This window comes from Desulfosporosinus acididurans (assembly GCF_001029285.1).
GTDB lineage: Bacteria > Bacillota > Desulfitobacteriia > Desulfitobacteriales > Desulfitobacteriaceae > Desulfosporosinus > Desulfosporosinus acididurans.
In genome coordinates, this window is sequence record NZ_LDZY01000002.1 from 319,348 (window position 1) to 342,303 (window position 22,956).

A 22,956-nucleotide genomic window follows, 5' to 3' on the forward strand; every position below is an offset into this window, starting at 1 on the left:
CCATCCTTCAGTGCGATAGGATTTGTTATGGGCTAGGCGCTTTCGTCACCGAAGATCCAATGTTCAGCTTTTAGCTGACGATGCCTAACCCAACCTTATAAACGTCTCCTGCCCCTAAGGTTAGGACGAGATCTTCGGGAGCCAGTGTTTGCGCAAGATAGTGCTTAATATCGTCTAAGGTTCCAATGTAGCGGGCCTGTATTCCTTGCTTTTGAATCAGCTCAGCCAAAGTATGAGCAGAGACCGTTTGATTCCCTTGCTCGCGTGCGGAAGCAAAAACATCGGCTATGACAACTTCATCCGCACTTTGAAACGCTAAAGAAAATTCCTGGAGGAGTTTTTCTGTGCGGCTAAAAGTGTGGGGCTGAAACACAGCACGGATTCGACGATCAGGGAAGGATAACCGGGCACCTTCTAAGGTCGTACGGATTTCTGTTGGGTGATGAGCATAGTCATCAACGATAAGTGCTCCATTGGTATTACAGCCAAGATGCTCAAAGCGGCGTTTTGTCCCAGTAAACTTACTCAAACTGTCAAGCACTTCCTTAATAGGAATGCCGATTTCGTGACAGACTGCGATAGTTGCCAAGGCATTAAGAATATTATGACGTCCGGCAACATGAAGGTCCAAATCGCCGACATATTGTCCCTTTAGCATAATTTTCATAGAACTTTGCTCATCGCGGAAGAGAATTTCCGTAGCACGAACATCCGCGGCATCGGAAAGGCCAAAGGTAGTAATAGGCGCAGATCCGTGGATTGCCTGACGATTTGGGTCCTCAGCCCATAGATAAATATGACCGTGTTCAGGTACTTTCTGGGCGAGTTCGGCAAAAGCGGAGATGACGTCATCGAGGTCTTGGAAATAATCCGGGTGATCAAATTCTATATTTGTTATTATCAGATGCTCGGGTGAATAGTTAAGAAAGTGGCGTCGATATTCACAGGACTCTGCCACAAAAAATTCACCTGTTCCCGAATGGGCGTTGCCACCGATGCTGGGAACATCGCTGCCCACAACAATCGTCGGATCGAAGTCGGCATTAAGCATAACCATACCCAACATGGCAGTTGTCGTCGTCTTGCCATGAGTTCCAGCGACCGAAATGCCGCGCTTTTTGGAAAGCAATCGTCCGAGAAATTGAGGATAGGTCATAACAGGAATATTTAGCTCTAAAGCACGAGCGATTTCCGGATGTTGATTCGTATAGGCGGCTGAAGCAACAACTAAATCAGCCTTTTCCACATTACTGGGAGAAAAACCTAAAACAGGAATTTTGGCACGTTTTAAAACACTATCTGTAAAAAAACTCTCTTCTACATCTGAACCAGAGATGGTAGCCCCTTCGATTCGAGCGCTAATTTGAGCTAAAGCACTCATACCTGTTCCTTTTATGCCAACAAAATGAATATGCAATCCCAAAATAGATCGTCCCTTCTATGTATAACTCTATCTTTCATTATACCCAAACTTATACGAAAAGGTATCATAAATATACAAGGAAAAATATTCTAACTTTTTTTAGGAGGCGGTTTTCGTTCATAACCTGAAACCATAGCCTGAAGATGACTAAGGTTCTCTGTCATACTAAGGTAGATGTGCAGGGGAATCGTTGCCAGAAAGTAAATGGTGATCATAAATTTTATCCACCTAAGACGCTGGAAACCGCCCACTAATCTCCATACCCAAATGAGATGCTCTCCTTGCCAATAGGAAGATAAACCGAGAAGACTTGCTATCAGGAAAAGGAGGAGCCATGAAGAATAGACAAGACTTTGCCCGCCGTTATATTTGCGATTAGGAGGAGGAGCGGTGCGCAGGAACAGGTAGTAAGCTAAAAGCTTAGGAAATAGTTTAAGATCACGTAATTTAGGAATAAGCGATTGATCACGCCGGAGAATTGCATCTGCACAGCGCAAGGCCACAAATCCAAGGGCGAACCAACTTGATATTACATGAATTTTAAACATATCGCCATAGGAAACTGCAAAAAATTTTGCCGGCTTATGCAATTCCAAACCGCTTAACAGAATTCCAGTCAGACTGAGAGCAAATCCCCAATGAAAAATCCTGACCCATAGAGGTTGGAAAAGAATAATTTCGCCCTCTACGTTTCCTTGTTGAAGTTCTTCGAAAAATGGTTTCCTTAAATTATTTTTTTTCTTCATGCTGTTAAACATGCCCCTAACCGTACTAACCGTACCCTTTACTCGCCCTGAGATTTAACTGGCAAAGTAAAGTCCTCATTCAATTCGTAAAGCCTGAATACGTTCACCGTCGATAAGATGAACACTACAGGAAAAGCAGGGATCGAAAGAACGGATAATCCTGCCGGCTTCTTTGAGATCTTCTGATTGAACCTTCAAACCAAGCAGTGAGGATTCTCCTACGCTGCGAGTGCCTGATTCGTCCCGGGCTCCAAAATTAAAGGCAGAAGGAGTAATAATTTGATAATGCTGCACGCGTCCTTTTTTCACGCTAAGCCAATGGCCTAAGACTCCACGCATAACTTCGTGGAGACCAACAGCGCTTCCAGAATCAGAGCCTATTTTTCGGTTAAGAGTCTCTGCCCCAGGTTCCAGACGATTAAGCCATCCTAAGGTTGCTTCGGCAAGTTTTTTGATTTCATAAGAGCGAGCCCATATCCGTGCTAATGCTCCGTGACCGATGACTTTTTCTTGATTGATAATCGCTCGTGCTAAAGGACCAACTTCCATGGGTTGGCCGCGATAGCGCGGAGATTTGACCCAGGTGTATCCTTTAGGTTGGCTGTGATCAGGAATTGTATCCTCTTCTGAGGGATGCAGCGGCCCATGAGGTTTATACCAGGCTCTGGTTACATCTTCAGTAATGTATCTTTGATTGAAGCTTTCTCTCTTATCCTGAAGAATGATCCCTTGGGGAAACAGCGCTGCTCCCTCAGGATTTAGAAATCCCCCCACCGACATATAATTTCCTACTCCTTCTCCCAAATCCACATAATCAGGATAGCGTTTAATAATTAAGTCTACATCCGGCAGGAGTGTATTCTCGACAAAGCTTAAGATTTCCATCATATATCCACGATAGCGATTGACCTTGTCGGCGTCTACTTCCATGCTGGCTCCTCCAGGAACGATTCCATGGCCGTGAGGTGCTTTTCCTCCAAAAACGGCAAATGCAGCATGAGCGGCCCGGGAAATTTCCAGAGCTTGAAAATAATGTTCGGTAAGAGAATCATTTTCTTGTTTGGATACACGCAGGTCGGATTCTGAATGGGGAATAAAGGGAGCAAGGTCAGGACCGCGGAAATAATCCGGCAAGGCGTATAAGTAGAGGTGGCGAATGTGGTTCTGAATGACATCACTGGCTAAGATCAAGTTGCGGACTAAATGGCCATTAGGCGGAACTTGCATTCCCAATGCTTGTTCCACAGCCAAGGAGGCGGTTATGGCGTGAGCAGAAGAACAAATGCCACAGATACGTTGTGTGTAATAGGGCATATCCATGGGGGAGCGGCCAATTAAGATTTGCTCAAATCCTCTGTAGAGGGTATCAGAAATGTAAGCATCTTTGATTACCCCGTTTTCTAACCAAGCTTCCAATAACATAGGATTATGAATACGAGTTACAGGAAAGATGACCTTCTTTTCCAGTATTGGTCACTCCTTTTTGGCGTTTTTCTTGACCCGATAGGTGTGGAAAGTTTTAACCTTAGTGAGGGAAAAACGATGCTTCCCCCGAACTGTCGACTTGAGAAGATTTCTTTGAATTCTCCCCTTATACAAGGAAGCTGCTGCATGACCAATAATTGCTGCCGAGGTAAAACCTAGTACTCCCAGGGCAACAGAATCAGTCGCAATCTTTGTTCCACCAGGTAAAGGAATGTCAGGAGAGTGAACGGTAAATGGTGACATAAGATCAGGATAGCCAGGTTCTGTACAGCCAATACACGGAGTATTGCAGCCTATAGGCCAATTTAAGCGATCGTTCCAGCGGCGGATTGGACAATCAGCATAGGTGACAGGCCCTTTGCATCCCACTCGGTAAAGGCATTCTTTCTGCCCAATGTCTGTAGCAAAGATTCCCTGGTCATAATAGTATCTTCTTGGACAGCGATTATGAATGGTTTCTCCGTAAAACATCTTTGGCCGTCCGTACTTTTCTAGCTCTGGTTCGCCATATAAGGCCAGGTGAAGTAAGGTCCCCATGATCCAATCCGGGTGAGCGGGGCAGCCTGAGACATTGATAACCCTTCTCTCGGGCAAGACATCTTGTACTCCTGTTGATCGAGTCGGATTAGGATAACCGGCAACAGGTCCCCCAAAGGCGGCGCAGCTGCCTATAGCTACAACGTACTTAGCTTTGAGGCCGATGCGGCGAACCAGGTCTATTCCCGTAATGAGCTTGCCTTGTTCATAGGCGACATGGTCGTAATGCCCAGAATCACTGTGAATCATTGATCCCTGGACGATTAGAATATATTCGTTGGGCAGTTTAGAATAGGTATCTAGAAGAACTTGGTAGGCAGCACTTCCTTGAGCCTGATTCATGCTCCAATCGTAACGCCAATCGAGAATGTTTGAAAGAATATCGGAGAACGTGGGGGTCCAAATATTATCGAAGGAGATACTATCTCCCGTACATGTGCCTGTTTCGATCATAATAACCGGTAACTTCTTTTTAATATCACCTGCTGCAATTGCTCGAGAAAGGTGAGGGGTAATTAGTTGATAAAAATTCCCTAAAATTGCTCCCTTAACGATTAATTTTAGAAACTCACGACGATCCAGTATGACACACCCCCTGAGAGGGTATTATTTCCCAAAAAATAGTAATTCACTCAAAAACGGAGAAATTGTTGGAGTGAATAAAAGGCATACATCAATAGGGGTAGTATTGCAGTGACAAAGTTAATAAGCAAATGAAATAGCTCAAATACAATTTTAGAATATGGTTTCTCGAATATATTATAAAAAAATATTTGACGAAACGGCAAAAATAAGGTAATATAACTCTCGTCCGTAATTGCCGATGTGGCTCAGAGGTAGAGCAGCTCACTCGTAATGAGCAGGTCGTCGGTTCGATTCCGACCATCGGCTCCACTGGTCTTAATTGCTTAATTTATCAGCATTTCAGTAGATAGGTATAACAAAAAAGAGCAATTCATCTTTTAAGAAATATTAAGAGGTGAATTGCTTTTGTTTTTGTCAACTCTGCAATAATTTGTAGAGGTGGATTTATGAGAATTTTAATGAAGAGTAAGGCAAGTATTTCCTTAAAAGAGGGGTTTAAGGAAGTTCTACAGTTTTCAGTGGTAAAAAACCTATCCAAAGCAACACTAAAAAATTATCGGAAGAACTATGAGTATTTCGAGAAGTTCTATGGGTCAGAGAGATTATTATCGGAAATCAACGACAATACGATTAGGGATTATATCATATTCCTTAAGGAAAACTTTCAATTACAAAGTATTGAGAGTGTAAATACCTGCTTAAGATATCTAAGAGCAATGGTTAATTATTGGATTGAACTAGGGTATGTAAAAAGAGTTAAAATTCGAATGCTAAAAGGCGATGTAAAAATAAAGGATGCTTATACAGATGATGAACTTAAAATCCTCCTAAAAAAGCCAAATATTAAGAAATGTTCTTTTCCTGAGTATAGAACATGGGTTGTAATCAACTTTTTTGTTGGTACTGGATGCAGGGTGAGAACTCTCGTTAATATCAAAATTCAGGATATAGACTTAGATAATGCTGTCATAAAGTATTCTGTAACAAAGAACAGAAAGCATCAGATTGTTCCTATCTCTAAAACATTAATAAAGATACTAGATGAATATCTGAAATATAGAAAAGGTACTCAAGAAGATTATGCTTTTTGCTCAGAAACTGGAACAAAATTGCTAGAAACAAGTGTCTCACATTCTGTGGCAAAGTATAATCGTAAAAGAGGGGTTTCGAAAACTTCTGTACATCTCTTTCGACATACTTTTGCTAAGGGTTGGATACTTGCAGGGGGTGATATATTTCGACTCCAAAAAATCCTTGGACACTCAAGCATTGAGATTGTAAAAGAATATGTTAATATGTTTACTGATGATTTAAAACAGAATTTTGATCAATATAATCCATTAGAAAAGGTTACTACAGATAAGAAAACAATTAAGATAAAGTAAGCAATTTAATGATTTCTATTGAGGGTGAAATCGGACAATTACTTCTATATGCTTGAAATTAAGAAATATTTCAAAGGCTTCTTTTTAATAATAAAATCGGACTACACTTCCTTATTGTAATTGCCATTCTCCTGCTCATATTTTACGCTGTAAGGCGTTTGACTAATCACCCTTTACCTTTCCTCTATCAACGCACAGATAAAGCCTTAGAACTGTTAAATGAACGGCTCGCTCGCGGAGAAATTGATACAGAGGACTATATAACAAGGAAGAAGGCTTTAGGTTATAAAACCGAATAAAAAATGAAGGAACTACCTCAGTTTGGGGTAGTTCCTTTTTTGGATTAGAAATAAGTTAAATTTTACTGTCCTTTGCATATTAATTAATTTCAAACTCTGAAAGTCGCATGAATACTGTGATCATAAAATATGACATAATCTCCAGGAGATAATGATAGAAATTACGACATTATAAAGATCATATATTCTAAAACCATATATTTTAAAATTAACCGCTTAGGGGGGGGCATTCTTGAAAACACAATCTTTATCATTAGGTAAAGGTTCTTGATAAGCAGTTATATAAAAGAGGAATCACTTAAAGGTGATAGCCTCCAATTATTTCATATCATTGAATTATGTTGAAAGTGCCTGAATTATAAGCAATTGCGCTCAACATCCCAAATAAAAGGCATATTATATCAGAGCAAAATGTTACAAGGGGTTGATGAGTTTGCGAATATTGCTAAAAGGATCAACTGGATATGATGTTACACAACTCCAGTCTACTTTAAAGATTCTCGGATATAACCCTGGAGCAATTGATGGGGTTTTTGGAGAACAAACAGAGTCAGCAGTAATCAAATTTCAACAAGGGAATACTCTTGTTGTCGACGGAATTGTTGGGGTAATTACCTGGGAGAATTTGCAAAAGCAAATTTCATATTTTGGGGTTTACATTGTTCAGCCTGGGGATACATTCTATAAAATAGCACAAGCGCATAATATTCCCTTATCGGATCTTCTTGCTATCAATTCAGGAATTGATCCTTATAATCTATTAATTGGACGAGTAATTCAACTTATCGGCATTACTAACCCTAAAGACGGAGCGGCTCTGCCGCATGCCGATGTCAATATAACATGGACTAAAGTTCCCTATGCAACGGGCTATAGGGTTGTTGTTACAGACTTGGATAATCCATTGAAGTACCTTGCAGATTTTCAAGCTACTGTATCCGCTGACAATCTAAGTTATACCTACAAACCAGGTGTTTTAACAAAGAGGACTCATTATATGATAACAGTTAGCGCAGATACGCCGTTTGACCCAACAACAGGTACAGGTTATACAATTCCGTTTGGAAAGGTTCATATTACTATTGGTGAAAGTATTATCAATCCTCCAGTAATATTAATGCCACTAGATAACTCAACAGTAAGTAAAGCCAATTTTGTATTACAATTTACCCTACCTGAATTAGTAGGGAATAGGGATAGTACTTTAATTTTAACGTCTACAGAGAGTTCTTTTAGTAAGTCATTTAAGGTTAATGCTCTCCATCCAGAGATTGCCGAACCATTGCCAGCGACATGGTTTGCAGATGTCCCTGCTGGAACTTATGAAGCAGTGGTAGTTTATGTAAATTCAACTCTAGGCATTACGCTAAAGAGTAAACCAATTAGATTTACCCTTGCGGAATAACCAAAAATTTCTGAGAACAAATTAATAAAACTAATGAAGGTGCTAAGTCGTTTACTTTGGAAAATATCTTAATTCCTAAATTGAAACCCTGAAAGCCGCTTGAATAAAGAGATCGTAATTTTTGTCGTATACAGTAATGAGTTTTATTAACGACCCTTTTTTTAAAACTTATAATCTTTTGGATTATGTTTACCCTTACCTTTAATATAAGGATCAATCCATACTACCTTTCCTGAACTTAAATGCCTGGGATGCCCTCTTACAGTCCATGATTCTTGTTTATATTCACGTTTATTTGTCTCTAATGCTGTCTCGATATTCTCATCATTGACATAAACTTTAAAAACCTCTTTAAATCTTGCTATATTTCGGTTTCGTTGTGATTTACCTTTACTATTCTTTTTCGGAGGCAAGGATTGACGAGTAGTATATACAACTTCTCGATTTTCTTGATTTTCGTGAATATAAGCCATGATATAAGACAATATTGTCAGATTTTGTATCATATAATTTGATAAGTCATAATCAGGAAAACCTAGACTGTGCTGATAATCAATAAAATAATCCAAAATATCTTGTCTATGAACTGTCTGACTTGTGAATGATTGTGAAACTCTATCCCATCGAAACGTCACGACAGGAATATTCTGGTTAACCGCTCCTTGATAAATTGTCGTTAATATCGATTGCTCATCATCAAGGCGAAAATATAATACTATCCTGCCTTCAACGGTAATCGTTCCTTCCTTAAGAATAACAGGGAAATTCAAAATCATTCTGCTTAGATGAACTTCTTGTAATTTATCTATATCTTCTTGAGTTATATGGATAGTGTCAAATTTTGTATAATCCATATATATCACCACCTGATATTAGTGTGTCAATACTTCTTGAATTTAAGCGAGAAATGCTCTTTAAAAAATGAGGATTATATTAAAATAAAACAGGAGTTTTATAATTTTAATTTAATAAAAAATCAACCCTCAGCATTCTTAATCAGGAAAAACTGAGGGTTTTTAGTATTTAAACTTAATGTTAAATAATACCTCTTGACATAATTGCAATAAATCGGTACTATTTAAGTCTGGAGGGGTTTGCGGATTTAGAATTCGCTTATTTATTTTCGTTTTAATTTTATAATTTTATTTAAACCTTATCATTTCTGTAGATATTCATATTATAACAAACAAAGTTTACATTAACAATACGGAAGTTAGATAGATTTATTAAATTAAGAAGGTGGATAAAATAGATATAATCAGTGGGATGAAATTAGCAATGGTTGGTGAAGTAATTACATCTGAGGAAATCGATATATGGAAAAAAGGCGATTATATTCTTATCGAAGCGCAAACAGGAAGAGGAAAGACCTTCTTTGTAAGAACCAGACTTCACACTAAAGCCTTGGATGCAAAACAAAAAATCCTTATGTTATCTCCACGATCTGCCTTGAAAAGGCAGAATGAATTAGCATTCCAAAACCAAACAGTCAAAAAAATTGACTTTATGAATTATCAACAACTGGAACAAATGATCTTAAATCATGAACCTATACAACATTATGATTATATAGTTGCCGATGAATGCCACTACATTTTCAGTGATTCTCCATTTAATCGCTGTACTGAACTGACATGGAAATGGTTAAAGTCTCAAAAAGATGCCATAAGGATTTTTATGAGTGCCACGATTAGTTTTGTAAGACAGTTTATGGAATATAGAGAAAAAATTGATTACAGATACTACCAATTAGACGCGAATTATGATTACATCCATAAATTGTATTTCTATGAAACGGATGAAGCAATGAAAAAAGTGCTTTCTGAATTGCCTGAAGGTGAAAAAGCAATATATTTTTCTGGAACAGGGAAATCATACACTTTAAGTAAGGAATTTCAAGATGCCAAGTTTTATTGTAGTCGATACAATAAAAGTTTTTACAAATTTGCTGATAAGGAAATTGAAAAGGAAATTGATGAAGAGGTAAAAGATTTAAGTTGCCGAATTTTATGTACCACTAGCGTACTCGATTCGGGGGTAAATATTGTTGACAAAGCCATTAAGCATATTATCGTTGATATTTTTGACCTAGATACCATTGTTCAATGTGTTGGGCGGCGTAGGGTAACTTATGACGATAATGACGATAATAATGATAAAGTGTGTATCTATATTAAAAACCAAAATGGTAGAATGATGAATACAATTCGGAATCGTTATTCAAGTGCAATGGAGCAAGCAAACTATTTGCAGAACAATGGCAGTATTGCATTTGCCAAAAAGTATGCAAAAAGACAGATTAGTGAGATTGTAGATCCTGTTGTTACAAAGGATGAAAGCGGAACTGAAAAAATTGAGTATCGGTTAAATGAGATGAAGTATTTCAAATACTTATTCGCATTAAAAGACATTGGCTCATGCAGAAAAGATAAAAGTCTATACATGACCAAGGTTAAGTATCTGTTTGGCATATTTGAAGGTTTCGGTGAAGAGAAGGTGGCAAAATTAGAGGATGAATATGATTCCGCAACTTTAAATAACGTGCTTAAAGATTTTGTTGGAGTCAATCTATTTTCTGAACAACAGCAAAGATTAAAGGAAGCCTTAATGAAAAATTCTTATGGTATTACCCAAAGAGACTTAAGAGGAAACAAAACAATGAAAATAGGTACTGTTAATTCGATAATTCAAGAGAACAAACTCCCTTATATCGTACAGAGCCTTACAGCCAGAGATAACAAAGGAAAACAAAAAAGATGCTGGATTATAAACAAGGTTTAACCTGTTACACTTTTGTACAGAAATAATATACAATAACGTACAGAAACGTAACAAAAGTGTTAATTATACTACACTTTGATATAGTTGTCAAGAAAACCTAACCGTGATAAAAATCTATACTACAAGGAAGAGCAATAATGACAATTGAAAAAGAAAGTATTAAGCGAGCAAGGCAAGTCAATTTAATAGAATACTGTCGGCACAAAGGTCTTGAACTTGTTGAAGAAGGTAAAAATAGCGGCAACTATCGGGTTAAAGATCGTGGAGGATTGATTATTAAGGAAAATAAGTATAATTGGTTTAGTAAAAATAGTGGTGGGGATGTTATTGCATTTTGTATGAATGTATATGAATTGAGTTTTAAAGAAGCGGTCGATGAATTAGCAACATTTCAAGATACACAAGAAGGAGGCAGGAGAAGCCCTTCCCCTGCTATTCGCAGGGAAAGGCTGGAAAGGGAAAAGGAAGTATTTGTACTTCCTAAAGCAGAGAATGACAATAATAAAGTATTTGCATATTTGACCAGGACAAGAAAAATATCAGAAGATCTTGTGAATAGGTTAATTTCTAGTGGACTAATTTACCAGGATGAGCGCGGCAATTGTGTATTCCCTTGTTTTGATAAAAATGGTGAGGCTAAAGCGGCAATTTTGCGTGGTACAATACCAGATAGACCTTTTCATAACGAAGCAAAAAACAGTGACAAAAAATTTGGTTGGCTATTAAAACCTGAAAAGGATAGTGATCTTGTCATTGTAACTGAAAGTGTTATTGATGCCTTGTCAATTTTAGTCCTATCACCTAATCTTGATGGTAAAGTTTATTTATTGGCTATGGGTGGGGTGGGTTTAGCACCTCTAAAGGTGTTTCTGAGCAATCATAAAGGAGTTAAAAGGGTCGTTGTATCTGTTGATAATGATGAGGCTGGCAGTCAATGTTTTAAGGCTATTCAAGAGGACTTTGGTGTAGATCATGAGATTATTGACCGCAGACCAAAAAACAAAAAGGATTGGAATGAAGTGTTATGCTCAAGAAGAAAATGATGATACATTTTCCCTTTCCAGGATTGAGCCGCTTCAGCGGCGCAATCGCTGTCTCCTTGTCTCCTGTCTCTAAATGAACTTGTAAAGCCCTTGTTCAATCTCCCTTTTTCCACGTTCAAAAGCCTTAATATCTTCTTCAGAGGGTACGATTTCAAAGTTATCGTCGATAAACTTTAAAATCATATCTAAATACTCTTCAGGCATATCGTCAATAATTTCTTTCAATTCCTCTCTCTTGGACAATAAATCAACTTCCATATTTAACACCCTTTCTGTAAGATAATGTTCTTGACAATTATACAGTATTTGGTGATTGGAGGAAATAAGATGCAACTTATCCTTGATATTGACGAACAATTATTCAATCTTATGGCAGAGGTATATAGAAAGGATTCCGAAAAATCGGGCGAATTGACTTTTGAACAATATTTCCTACAAATGATTAAGAAACATTGTCAAGATCGTTTAACCATTCCTCGCCAAGGTTGGGCAGAGGCTTTCAAACTTATGCACGAAAACGGTGATGATGAAGTTATTGATGTCCAGATCCATTGTCAAGAGAATGTTAGTGAACAGCCGCATAAAGGAAATGGGTACAAATCATTAGAGGAACTCTTTAAAGATTATAATGGTGATTATAAATGTACTGAGTGGGACACAGGAAGAAAAAGAGGTAAAGAAGAATGGTGAGCCAGGTTTTACCCCTGGCTCCTTTTTCTAAGTAAAGTTGATGATAAGTGTTCTACCTAATCGAACGTGTTTTTTCGAATGGCAAATTTCATGGATTATAGAATTAGAAGTAATTAGACAATATTCAACGAAATAAAGAGATTACTCGAAAATTATTCGAGAAAAATAGAAAATACAAGGATAAATGCCCGAATTTAGAGATATTTCTTATTCGCTATTGAAGAAGATTATAATCAATTTAATCAATTTTCAGTTACCCCAATATGGGGGTTACAGACGGCAAGATTATAGATTCCTCATTGGTTATAAATGAACCCTAATTATCATTGGTCTTGACATACCTTTATAGTTACCAAGTTGATTGGTGCTAGGCATTTTGAAACATGCAAGACACCATTTTAAGCATTAATTAAATCTTTATAGTCCTGATTCCTATTAATTAAGAGAAATAATAAATATTTTAAAATATGGGTATGTAGACAATTGAAATAAAATTGCAGATTTGGGAGAGATTTGATTGAATGATCGTCCAATTAATCAAACCCTAAAATATCGTTATGATGAACAAACAAGCACGTTTACAGATGTAATTATTTGGACACCATCGTCTGGTAAAACAATTATGCTTTATGGGATAATTTTAAGCACAAACAAAGGTTGTACACTAACGGTTAAATTTGGAATTGGTTTATCGGCAAGTACCTTTTTAAAAATTCAATTGGCTAATAATACAAATCAAGTGGTGACATTTTCTAATCCAGTTGCAGGGCTTACCAATCAAGTTGTTTCTTGGAGTGGTGGGGTTGCAGGATCAGATATTACTGTAACCTTAATCGGTAATGAAGTCTAATAAAATATAAGGTATAGATATCAAAAATCAAACAGATCCTTTAGTGTAATATCTAAGGCTTTTGCAAGTTTAAAGATATTGTCTAAAGAGATATTCCTAATACCTCTTTCAACTTCGCTTATATATGTACGGTGTAAATCACTAATAAACCCAAGTTCTTCTTGAGATATTCCTTGCGCTTCTCGAAGTTTCCTGACACGCTTTCCAAATTTAATTCTAATATTGTCAGACACTAAATCACTACCATCCGATTGACGTATATTTACTCGAATGATAGAATTTCTGTAGTCGATGAGTCTACAGGGGATAAGTGACATTTGGAATATATTGGTGTAAATAATTGCATTACAGATAGGCGGCAAATTCATGATTTCTAAGGTTCTTATTGCGGATGATGCTAGTTTTGTGCGAATGATGATTCGCCAGGTTTTGGTTAACATAGGACAGTTTAATATTTTGGAAGCAACGAATGGTTTAGAGGCTATTGAATTATATAAAGAAAATATACCTGCACTCACAATACTGGATATTACTATGCCAGAACTAGATGGATTGTCTGCCCTTAAAGAGATAATTGCCTTTGATTGTGCGGCTAAAGTAATTATGTGTAGTGCAGTTGCTCAAGGTAATATTATTAATGAAGCATTAAAGATTGGTGCGGTTGATTTTGTATCTAAACCATTTCGACCTGATGAATTGAAAAAGGTAATTATTAAATACTTGGGACAAAACTGATTGTCCCAAAAAGGTTATTTTACTGCTCATAAAGGTAAATGCTTTACATGTTAGGAAAACCTAAAAAAAGGTTTTTAACTTTTCTTTATAGAATTTTTGAATTGATGGGTATCGAAGAAGGGAGTTAGTAAACCGTCAATGAGGAAATTGGCAGTTCAAATCAATAATAATTATGCCTTCATTAATCCTCAAAATATTATTCTAATAACCAGAAAAGATCGAAAAAGTGTGATTTATTCTGTAAGTAAGACGTACTCAGTAAATGAATCACTTGGTCGATTAGAACAACTCTTAGACAACGTAAGTTTTTTTCGGTGTCATAAGGGTTACATTGTTAATGTCGAAATGGTTGCTGAATTTACCCCTTACGGGAATAAAACTTACCTTGTGACACTTATGAATACCAATGAAACAGCCTTAATAACAATAGATAAGGCTAAAGAGTTTCGGCAGAAATATTGTTTAGAATAAATTAAGAATTATAAACTTCCTTTTTGAAACAATAAAAGTATGATACATACAATTAGAAAGACATTATAGACAAAATTTTTCACCAGGATTAGGCTAATTTAGTAAGTTATATCAGGCTGGAGGAATAATTCTTTTTTCATTTTCCCCTCATTTTAGGGAACCCCTTGGCAAAAACCTGGGGTTTTTTTCATTATTTTCCTATTACCATTTCCTGTACTGTAGTGAAATAGTGAGGTAGGGGTAATATATACCTTTGAGAATTTATGGTCGTGATTATTAGTACGGTTTTTGAAGTAATTTATAGTATAAGTAACCTTTAATACCGTCAATTTGGGATTAATGAAGCAAAAATTCAATAATATTCTTTATGCAACTAACCTCAATTTTGAGGCGAGCGATTTTGAAAAGTAACAAATGGGTACGACACTTATTCGTACCCATTAAACTCTGCTATTGCTTTATAGAATTTATCTATGTAACAAAAGGATAAATCATTTTCCAATAAGATTATAAATAGATACATTAAGGGCATTGGCTAACTTACAGAGCGTGGTATACGAAGGATTTCTTTGACCAAGTTCCAACTGACTTATATATGTTCTATGCAAATCGGCTTTAAAACCTAATGCTTCTTGTGATAAACCTGCTCTTTCTCTATGTAAGCGGATATTGTTACCTAACTTTTTTAGGTCATTAGCATACTTTTCCATAGGCAAATAACTCCAATTCATCTAGGATTCCATTGCCAGGGAAATTGTAATATAATGACCTTACATGGTCTTCAGACTATAGTCTGAAATTACTAGATTAAGGGAGTAAAACCATGTCTTTTACTATCTATCGCTTTCTTGTTGATAGCCAGAATGGCTTGTAAAGGATTAATTTTAAGCGGTAGGGGGTTTATAACCTGGTTTTAGAAGCATCCCCTTAAAAGGTGATTCTAAGCGAATATCAAGGAGGTTTAGCGTATAGGAATGTAGACATCAGACTTGATAATTGAATAGAGTTTAAATGATTTCTAGTTTCTTGCTATTTTTTGGACAAGACGAGTCCAAAGACTCGCCTTTTTGGTATAATTAGTTTATGCTAAAAAACAAAACTATACATAGAAATTATACCGAAAATAGTGGGACTTATCAACTGGTGCTCCCACTTAACATGGAAGTATTAATGCCAGAAGATGACTCTGTGAGACTGCTATGCCATATGACGGAGGAATTAGATTATTCAAATCTAAACAAGGCTTACTCTTCCAAGGAAAGAAATCCAGCGGTCACACCTAAGACATTATTCAGAGTATTAGTGATGCTTACATGAACGATGTTTACTCAAGCAGAGATATTGAGAAAGCTTGTAGAAGAGATATTAATTTCAAGTGGTTGCTCCAAGGGCAGAAGGTACCCGACCATAATACCATTGCTCGTTTCCGCAATGGTAGGCTGAAAGGGATTCTTGAAGGGCTTTTCAGCCAATTGATTGTCAAACTAGGTGAACTTGGTGAGATTCAGTATGAAAATATTTTTATAGACGGAACAAAAATTGAGGCCTATGCCAATAAATATACGTTTGTATGGAAGAAAACCACCCTTAAAAATGAGCAAAAACTGCAGGAAAAGGCCAGGGCATTTCTTCTGAAACTCAATCAAGAAATCAAAACAGGTATTCCATTAGGGGAGTCGGCAATCACAGTGGAAACCCTTCAGAAATACATTGTTTTTTTGAAGGAGAAGCAACAAGCCGAAAAAATAGAATTTGTTTCTGGAAAGGGAAAACGCAAAACGAATCTGCAAAGGGCCACAGAAACACTCAAAGAATTCTTGGAAAAACAAACGAAATATGATCGTTATAACGAGCTTTTTGATGGTAGAAATAGCTTTTCAAAAACGGATACAGATGCCACCTTTATGCATATGAAAGAAGATCATATGAGAAATTCTCAGCTAAAACCCGGATACAATGTGCAGATTGGCGTAGAGGCTGAATATATCGTGGGATTAGCCATATCGAGTGAGCGCTCCGATCAATTGACGCTTATTTCTTTTTTGGATAAGCTCATTGAAAATTTGCCCCAAAAATATCATAAGGTCATTGCTGATGCAGGCTACGAAAGTGAAGAAAACTATGTTTATCTTGAGAAACAAGGGCTAAAGCCTTTCATTAAGCCTCAGACCTATGAAGTCATGAAGAAAAAAAGTTTTAGTAAGATCATTGGTAAACGGGAAAACATGGTCTATGATTCCGTCAACGACGAATATCTATGCGCCAATCATAAAAAACTTGTGGTTGTTGGAAAGGCCACAAGAACTTCGAAAAGTGGTTATAAATCGGTTGTAACTCTCTATGAGTGTGAGAGTTGTGAAGGCTGTTCCTTCAAAAAACAATGTACCAAAGCAGCCGGTAATAAGAAACTATCGGTATCAAAATTATTTTTGGAGAAACGATCAGAATCCTTAAATAATATCACATCGACTGAAGGTATCTTGCTAAGAATGAATCGTTCCATCCAAGTCGAAGGGGCCTTTGGAGTTTTAAAGGAAGACCATAGCTTCCGAAGATTTGTAATGCGTGGCAAAAAGAATGTTGAAACTGAATTTTTGCTCTTGAGTTTTGGCTTTAACATCAATAAATTGCATAACAAAATACAACAAGACAGATGTGGTCATTCATTACATAAAATAGAGGTTGCGTAAATCTGTTTGTTCCTTTAATTTAAGGAGTTAAGAGAGATTCAAAGAATCCCTCTCTTTTGGTGTTCCCAAATATAGTAATAAGAGTGTGAGATCAGGAAGACTCCCTTATGATTTCACACTCATAACTAATTTTTCCCAAAATATTGAAAAGGGGCTACCTTTTCATGATGTTCAAAACATCATTTTGAGACAGCCCCTTTTTGTATTTATGCATTTGATGTATAAAACTAAGCTTTGGGGACATTTTGGGGACAGATGAGATAAAGGTGAGATAAAATTTAACCTAAACAAACCTAAAATCACTAAATAACCCATCCGGGTAAAACCGCTGCCATTAACTTGATAAAGGTTTCGGGGTCGCTCCCAGCATGGGAGCATTAAGAATTAATCTTTCACCGGAATTCTCCCAATGGCCTCTATTAGGAAAATATAAGAAAATAGTCTATACTTAATTTATAATAAAATTGAGGAAAGAGGGTCTTATTAATCGTTAAAACCCGATTAGGAATCATGGGGGCTGATGATACTGTTAAAATCATTAAGTCTGTTACAGACGAATATTCCGATCTGGAATGCCGATTTTTCGAGTATTGGAATGAGAAAGACCTAATTGAAAATTTGCGGCCACATGTTGATGATGTTGATATTTGGCTGTTTTCCGGACAAGTTCCCTACTCAATTGCCAAACTCTGGGGTGGAATCCTAAAACCTATGTTTTATATTCCCCATACTGGTGCGAGTTTATATAGGACCTTGTTACATATCGTTTACGAACAAGACCTAACAATGGAACAATTGAGTTTTGATACTTTTCAACCAAGCGAATTAGAAAAAACTTTTTCGGAAGCACAAATTGAGGCTAAGCCTATTTTCCTGAAATATTATCAAGGAGAAATATCTGCTGATGAATTAAGTGAATACCATTATAGGCTTTGGAAATCAGGGCAAACGAAAGCGGCCGTTACCTGTTTGCGTACTGCCCATCTCGAACTTCAGCGACTGGGTGTCCCAGTCTTTCGGGTCCTTCCGACTCGCTTAGGAGTGAAAGAAATCATTGAACTTATACTTCGGACAAATGAAACGTTACATTTTAAGGATGCTCAGATAGCTGTTCAGATGGTGGAAGTTGATTCTTTTGCCCGCTTGGCCAAAGATACATTTTCCACAGATGAATTACATCGCCTAGAAATTAAAATTACGGAAAAACTACTCGAATACGCAAAGAAAGTTCATGGTTCTTTAAAAGCAGCTGGACCCGGACGTTATGTTATTTTTACAACCCGAGGGCTTTTACAAGAAATTACGAGCAACTTTACTGTTGTGCCGGAGCTGGAGGGATCTTCTCAAACTGCCCACGATAACCAAACCTGTGGTATTGGTATTGGTAAAACAGCCTATGAGGCCGAGATCAATGCCGGAAAAGCCTTGCTTCATGCCAAGGAATATGGACAGGGGACTTGGATGATTCTTCTTGATGATAAAACAATTGTCGGCCCACTGGGTAAACAAGCGCAGATAACCTATTCTTATGCCTCGGAAGAGTTAGCCCAGTTAAGCGAAAAAACCTCTTTAAGCGGAACAACCATAAATAAAATCAAGGCAATCTTAAGGAAAACCCAAAAATGTGAAATATCTGCCCATGAACTAGCTCGCTATATGCAAATTATGCCTCGGAGCGCACGAAGAATTCTCATGGAGTTAGAGGATAAAGGGTTTGCACAGGTAATTGGTGAAGAAAGTCCTTATCCAAGGGGACGGCCAAGAAAGATTTATCGTATTTTATTTTGACAGGGATTAAACCCTGTCTTTTTTGTGTATAGAGTAGAATTTTTGTTTCGCAAAATACAGTATTTTATTATTTAATGGCTACCTAAAAACAAGCATCTATTATATAATAAATATAAATGGTTATGACCGAAATATAACCGTAAATGTGAATAAGAAGGTGAGCTATGGATTAGTTGTAATATACTTAGCAACAAACATATTTTATTTCCCCATAGGGCATTGGTTGATACTTATCAAACTCATAGGGTAAAAGGAGCATCTATTATTATGGAAACGATCACACTAAATAATCTTGTAGAACAAATCAACGATGAAATCCTCAATTGGAGAAGATATCTTCATCAACATCCAGAGTTATCCTTTAAGGAAGAAAAGACCGGTCAGTTTGTTTACGAGACTCTTCAATCCTTTGGTAATCTGGAGCTTTCGCGACCGGTTGGAAACAGTGTCGTTGCTAGACTTATTGGAGCTAAACCCGGTAAAGTTATAGCAATAAGGGCAGATATGGATGCCTTGCCTGTCCAGGAACAAAATACCTTTGAATTTTCATCTCAGAATCCCGGAGTTATGCATGCCTGTGGCCATGACGCTCACACGGCAATGCTCCTGGGGACGGCTAAGATCCTCAGTGGATTAAAGGATGAAATTCAAGGTGAGGTTCGCTTCTTATTTCAACACGCTGAAGAACTCTTCCCAGGCGGGGGATCGGAAATGGTCGCTGCCGGCGTAATGAAAGGTGTAGACCAAGTCATCGGAGCGCATGTTTGGTCACAGCTGGAAGCGGGCAAAATCGGGATAGCTTATGGTCCTATGATGGCCGCCCCCGATACATTTCATATAACTATTAAGGGAAAAGGAGGCCACGCAGGTGCCCCTCATACATCGGTTGATTCAATAGTTATTGGAGCACAGGTAGTGACCAATCTCCAACATATTGTTGCCCGTAATATTGATCCGTTGGATAATGTAGTTATCTCGATTGGGAAATTTGTTGCGGGAACCACGGATAATGTAATCCCTGATAGTGCAGAAATCGTAGGTACTATTCGGACGCTATCGCTTGAAAACCGTGACTTGGTCCCACGTTTAATGGAGCAAGTTGTTAAAGGAGTAACCGAAGCTCATGGAGCTGAGTATGAATTTAAACTTGTGAAGGGTTACCAACCTGTCATTAATGATGTAGGCCTTACTCGCATTATGGAGGAAACAATCCGAGAAGTTTTGGGTGATCAAGTCCTCGAAACTGTGCGTCCAACTATGATAGCAGAAGATTTTTCAGCATATCAGCACGAAGTTCCCGGCAGCTTTATTTTTATTGGCGCCGGTAATGCGGAAAAAGGAATAACTTATCCGCACCATCATCCGCGTTTTACTATCGATGAAGATATCATGGTGATGGGGGTAAAACTCTTTACTAACGCAGCATTTAAATTATTAAAAGTTTAGGGGGGCATTATTATGAATTTTCGCTGGTTGGCAATAATACCGTTTATTTTCATGCTTTGCAGTATGCCTTTTGTAAATAGAGTAACTCCTTATGTCTTAGGCATGCCGTTTATCCTTTTTTGGATTGTCTTATCTGTAGTGGTAACCTCTATTATTATGGGACTCATTTATAAACTTGATCCAATTAATCACGGAGGTGATAAATAATGAACTCAGCCTTATTAATAATTTTCGCCTTTCTGCTCTTCTCCCTATATTTAGGTATACGAGCCAAGAAAGGAAAACAAATGGATCTGGAACAATGGACTGTGGGAGGACGCGGTTTCGGTGCCATGATTATCTTTATTCTTATGGCTGGAGAAATTTATACAACCTTTACCTTTCTTGGCGGCAGCGGATGGGCCTATGGCAAAGGAGGTCCTACATTCTACATCTTGTGTTATGGTACTTTGGCCTATGTTATTTCCTATTGGATGCTGCCAGCAGTTTGGAAATATGCCAAAGATCACAATTTGATGTCCCAATCAGACTTTTTTGTTACGAAATATAAAAGCCCTGCGCTGGGTGTTCTAGTCTCATTAGTAGGAGTTATTGCTCTCGTTCCGTATTTAGTCCTTCAGCTTACAGGTCTGGGAAACATTGTCTCGGAAGCCTCTTATGGATCTGTTTCTCCTACCCTGGCCATTTGGATTGGAGTTATCGTCGTTACCATTTATGTTATGGTTTCAGGTATTCATGGTTCGGCTTGGACCGCAGTCGTTAAGGACTCCATGATTCTTCTGCTCGTTCTTTTTATGGGGATTTATCTTCCTTACCATTATTACGGTGGATTCCAATCGATGTTTATGGCCATTGATAAAGCAAAACCGGGATTTTTAGCTTTACCTTCTAAAGGACTAAGTGTATCTTGGTTTATCTCAACAGTTCTCTTAACGGCTTTGGGCTTTTACATGTGGCCTCATTTCTTTGCAGCTATCTATTCAGCCAAAAGCGAGAAGGAGTTTCGTAAAAATGCGATATTCTTACCTCTATATCAATTAGTCTTGCTTTTTGTCTTTTTTGTGGGGTTTGTCGCTGTCTTGCAAGTTCCCGGTCTCAAAAATGGAGATCTGTCACTTTTAAGGCTTTCTAAAATTGCCTTTCCTACGTGGTTCGTCGGGATAATTGGTTCAGCAGGCCTTCTTACTGCTATCGTTCCTGGCTCAATGATTCTCATGGCTTCTGCCACCTTAATTGCCAAAAATATCTATAAAGTATTTGTTCCTTCCACGACTGACCAGCAAGTTGCCAAAATGGCTAAATATTTAGTCCCTATCATAGCTCTTGTTGCAGTTTACTTTACTTTGCAAGGCGGAAAAACAATTGTAACTCTGCTTTTAATGGGTTATAGCCTGGTCACTCAATTATTTCCGGCCTTTATCTTTAGTTTAATGAAGAACAACTTTGTTACTAAGCAAGGCGCCTTTGCAGGTATACTCGTAGGCGTTCTGACTGTTAGTATTGTTACGGCTTCTAATATTACCGTTGGTACGATTTTCCCCTCGCTCCCGCAAGCGGTTAAAGATCTTAATGTGGGTATCATTGCCCTTGTTGTGAATATCGTTGTTATGGCGATCGTTAGTCTTGCTACCCATGGCTTAAATGTTAACGAAAGCAACGTTCAGCATGCAAAATAGAAAGACTCTAAGATTATCGGTTACGCACTCTGAAAAACGGCATCAAAAAAGGCGCTTATTACAAGCGCCTTTAATCTATATAGCTGGAGCCGATGGCAGGACTCGAACCTGTAACCTGCTGATTACAAATCAGCTGCTCTACCAATTGAGCTACATCGGCATATGCATTGAGACGAATATTATTTTATCAAGATTTAGAGTGATTGTCAATGACTTTTGACAGAGATTTAACACAAGCTGCTGCCAATTTTTTTCTTTAGGACATTGACGTCACTATTTTCGCCAAAAAGACCCTCATCAAAGTCGATGAGGGCTGACTTGAGATAAGATAATTATGACGCTGTCCAAGGACTGGCTTAATTAAGCGCATTAGATCTTATGCCATTTTGTTACGTCATGTTACTAAATAAAAAGAAAAAGATAAATATATTTCACTTAAAACGCCCCCTAAGTATGGATGGCCTTATTCTATCTTAGGGGGCTGTTGTTCACTCAAGGAGGCAGCAGAAACTATTTCGGTAAGACTTTATCTTGGTGGGAAGTATACTCAACTATTTTATGACATCTGTCAAATTCAACGAAAATACTCGGCGAATTTACGATAATTACTGAAAATAGTTGCATCCATTCTGGGGAGACTTCCTTAAAGGCTATGGCCCCGTTAAACAGAATTACTGCCCAAATTATTTTGTGATTTCTAACAATAAACAAACTGTCTTCGACAAATCCTAGACCGCCTTGAGGGCATGGAACACAGTTACAATTGGGCCTGCATTTTCGAATTGAATCATGAATATCCTGGAAAAGCTCTAATTCTTGCTCATCCAATTTTCTTTCCTCCTTTGTTTATTTAAAGGCTACATCTTGTCCCTTATATCTTTAGCGTATTCCATTATTTTCAAGTGGTTCGTAGTTTTAAGG

The 22,956-nt window shown here is 37.7% G+C and carries 21 protein-coding genes, 2 tRNA genes and 1 pseudogene; 14 read left to right on the forward strand and 10 right to left on the reverse strand.

Annotation, left to right across the window (positions count from 1 at the left end):
- Positions 1–70: 70 nt before the first annotated feature.
- The 4 genes from murC to DEAC_RS03650 form a co-directional block, all read right to left on the reverse strand.
- Positions 71–1,423 (reverse strand): UDP-N-acetylmuramate--L-alanine ligase, encoded by a 1,353-nt coding sequence (murC, locus tag DEAC_RS03635; protein WP_047808668.1) that lies wholly within the window; start codon positions 1,421–1,423, stop codon positions 71–73.
- An 89-nt stretch (positions 1,424–1,512) separates the two neighbouring features.
- Positions 1,513–2,169: a cytochrome b/b6 domain-containing protein gene (locus DEAC_RS03640; RefSeq protein WP_083995864.1), complete on the reverse strand. Its 657-nt coding sequence runs from the start codon at positions 2,167–2,169 to the stop codon at positions 1,513–1,515.
- 75 nt (positions 2,170–2,244) lie between these two features.
- Positions 2,245–3,591, reverse strand: coding sequence for a nickel-dependent hydrogenase large subunit (locus DEAC_RS03645; protein ID WP_200903086.1), 1,347 nt, complete (start codon positions 3,589–3,591; stop codon positions 2,245–2,247).
- A 51-nt stretch (positions 3,592–3,642) separates the two neighbouring features.
- The gene (locus DEAC_RS03650) at positions 3,643–4,776 is read right to left on the reverse strand and encodes a hydrogenase small subunit (RefSeq protein ID WP_047808671.1); all 1,134 of its coding nucleotides are present in this window, start codon (positions 4,774–4,776) and stop codon (positions 3,643–3,645) included.
- Positions 4,777–5,010: 234 nt separating this feature from the next.
- On the opposite strand from DEAC_RS03650, the gene DEAC_RS03660 reads away from it, so the two are divergent.
- From DEAC_RS03660 to DEAC_RS03670, 3 genes are all read left to right on the forward strand, one after another.
- Positions 5,011–5,085 (forward strand) — tRNA-Thr (locus tag DEAC_RS03660).
- Between the two features lie 137 nt (positions 5,086–5,222).
- Positions 5,223–6,161, forward strand: a complete 939-nt coding sequence (locus tag DEAC_RS03665) for a tyrosine-type recombinase/integrase (protein WP_047808673.1) — start codon at positions 5,223–5,225, stop codon at positions 6,159–6,161.
- Positions 6,162–6,893: 732 nt separating this feature from the next.
- Complete coding sequence (locus tag DEAC_RS03670; RefSeq protein WP_047808674.1) at positions 6,894–7,865, forward strand: peptidoglycan-binding protein; 972 nt, start codon at positions 6,894–6,896, stop codon at positions 7,863–7,865.
- Positions 7,866–8,026: 161 nt separating this feature from the next.
- Here DEAC_RS03670 and DEAC_RS03675 read toward each other — a convergent pair whose 3' ends face one another.
- Positions 8,027–8,719, reverse strand: coding sequence for a hypothetical protein (locus DEAC_RS03675; RefSeq protein ID WP_047808675.1), 693 nt, complete (start codon positions 8,717–8,719; stop codon positions 8,027–8,029).
- Positions 8,720–9,104: 385 nt separating this feature from the next.
- Here DEAC_RS03675 and DEAC_RS03680 point away from each other — a divergent pair, with 385 nt between their 5' ends.
- Positions 9,105–10,646 carry a DEAD/DEAH box helicase family protein gene (locus tag DEAC_RS03680; protein WP_152671342.1) on the forward strand — a complete coding sequence of 514 codons (1,542 nt, stop codon included), beginning with the start codon at positions 9,105–9,107 and terminating at the stop codon, positions 10,644–10,646.
- A 137-nt stretch (positions 10,647–10,783) separates the two neighbouring features.
- A complete protein-coding gene (locus tag DEAC_RS03685) occupies positions 10,784–11,689 on the forward strand; it encodes a DUF3991 domain-containing protein (protein WP_047808677.1) in 906 nt (301 codons plus the stop codon).
- Between the two features lie 69 nt (positions 11,690–11,758).
- On the opposite strand, the gene DEAC_RS03690 is transcribed toward DEAC_RS03685, so the two are convergent.
- On the reverse strand, positions 11,759–11,947 hold the full coding sequence (locus tag DEAC_RS03690) for a hypothetical protein (protein ID WP_047808678.1): 189 nt from the start codon (positions 11,945–11,947) through the stop codon (positions 11,759–11,761).
- A gap of 69 nt (positions 11,948–12,016) precedes the next feature.
- Between DEAC_RS03690 and DEAC_RS03695 the strand changes: the two genes are divergently transcribed.
- On the forward strand, positions 12,017–12,379 hold the full coding sequence (locus DEAC_RS03695) for a hypothetical protein (RefSeq protein WP_053006268.1): 363 nt from the start codon (positions 12,017–12,019) through the stop codon (positions 12,377–12,379).
- A 517-nt stretch (positions 12,380–12,896) separates the two neighbouring features.
- The gene (locus tag DEAC_RS03700) at positions 12,897–13,229 is read left to right on the forward strand and encodes a hypothetical protein (protein WP_047808680.1); all 333 of its coding nucleotides are present in this window, start codon (positions 12,897–12,899) and stop codon (positions 13,227–13,229) included.
- A gap of 20 nt (positions 13,230–13,249) precedes the next feature.
- Here the strand turns inward: DEAC_RS03700 and DEAC_RS03705 are convergent, their stop codons facing one another.
- On the reverse strand, positions 13,250–13,597 hold the full coding sequence (locus DEAC_RS03705; protein ID WP_242847063.1) for a helix-turn-helix domain-containing protein: 348 nt from the start codon (positions 13,595–13,597) through the stop codon (positions 13,250–13,252).
- Here DEAC_RS03705 and DEAC_RS03710 point away from each other — a divergent pair.
- Both DEAC_RS03710 and DEAC_RS03715 read left to right on the forward strand, forming a co-directional pair.
- The gene (locus tag DEAC_RS03710; RefSeq protein ID WP_427846257.1) at positions 13,596–13,964 is read left to right on the forward strand and encodes a response regulator; all 369 of its coding nucleotides are present in this window, start codon (positions 13,596–13,598) and stop codon (positions 13,962–13,964) included. The genes DEAC_RS03705 and DEAC_RS03710 overlap by 2 nt on opposite strands.
- Before the next feature lie 138 nt (positions 13,965–14,102).
- Positions 14,103–14,435 (forward strand): LytR/AlgR family response regulator transcription factor, encoded by a 333-nt coding sequence (locus DEAC_RS03715; protein WP_053006269.1) that lies wholly within the window; start codon positions 14,103–14,105, stop codon positions 14,433–14,435.
- Between the two features lie 491 nt (positions 14,436–14,926).
- Here DEAC_RS03715 and DEAC_RS03720 read toward each other — a convergent pair whose 3' ends face one another.
- Positions 14,927–15,145: a helix-turn-helix domain-containing protein gene (locus DEAC_RS03720; RefSeq protein WP_083995868.1), complete on the reverse strand. Its 219-nt coding sequence runs from the start codon at positions 15,143–15,145 to the stop codon at positions 14,927–14,929.
- A 373-nt stretch (positions 15,146–15,518) separates the two neighbouring features.
- On the opposite strand from DEAC_RS03720, the pseudogene DEAC_RS03725 reads away from it, so the two are divergent.
- From DEAC_RS03725 to DEAC_RS03745, 5 genes and pseudogenes are all read left to right on the forward strand, one after another.
- Positions 15,519–17,125, forward strand: a pseudogene (locus DEAC_RS03725) (IS1182 family transposase).
- 510 nt (positions 17,126–17,635) lie between these two features.
- Positions 17,636–18,913: a helix-turn-helix domain-containing protein gene (locus tag DEAC_RS03730; RefSeq protein ID WP_047808682.1), complete on the forward strand. Its 1,278-nt coding sequence runs from the start codon at positions 17,636–17,638 to the stop codon at positions 18,911–18,913.
- 267 nt (positions 18,914–19,180) lie between these two features.
- Positions 19,181–20,359, forward strand: coding sequence for a M20 family metallopeptidase (locus DEAC_RS03735; RefSeq protein WP_047808683.1), 1,179 nt, complete (start codon positions 19,181–19,183; stop codon positions 20,357–20,359).
- Positions 20,360–20,371: 12 nt separating this feature from the next.
- Complete coding sequence (locus tag DEAC_RS03740) at positions 20,372–20,566, forward strand: DUF3311 domain-containing protein (protein ID WP_047808684.1); 195 nt, start codon at positions 20,372–20,374, stop codon at positions 20,564–20,566.
- A complete protein-coding gene (locus tag DEAC_RS03745; protein WP_047808685.1) occupies positions 20,566–22,035 on the forward strand; it encodes a sodium:solute symporter family protein in 1,470 nt (489 codons plus the stop codon). The genes DEAC_RS03740 and DEAC_RS03745 overlap by 1 nt, the downstream gene beginning before the upstream one ends.
- A gap of 84 nt (positions 22,036–22,119) precedes the next feature.
- On the opposite strand, the gene DEAC_RS03750 is transcribed toward DEAC_RS03745, so the two are convergent.
- Positions 22,120–22,195 (reverse strand) — tRNA-Thr (locus DEAC_RS03750).
- 350 nt (positions 22,196–22,545) lie between these two features.
- Entirely contained in the window at positions 22,546–22,863 is a 318-nt protein-coding gene (locus DEAC_RS03755; protein WP_047808686.1) for a hypothetical protein, read from the reverse strand.
- Positions 22,864–22,956: the final 93 nt, after the last annotated feature.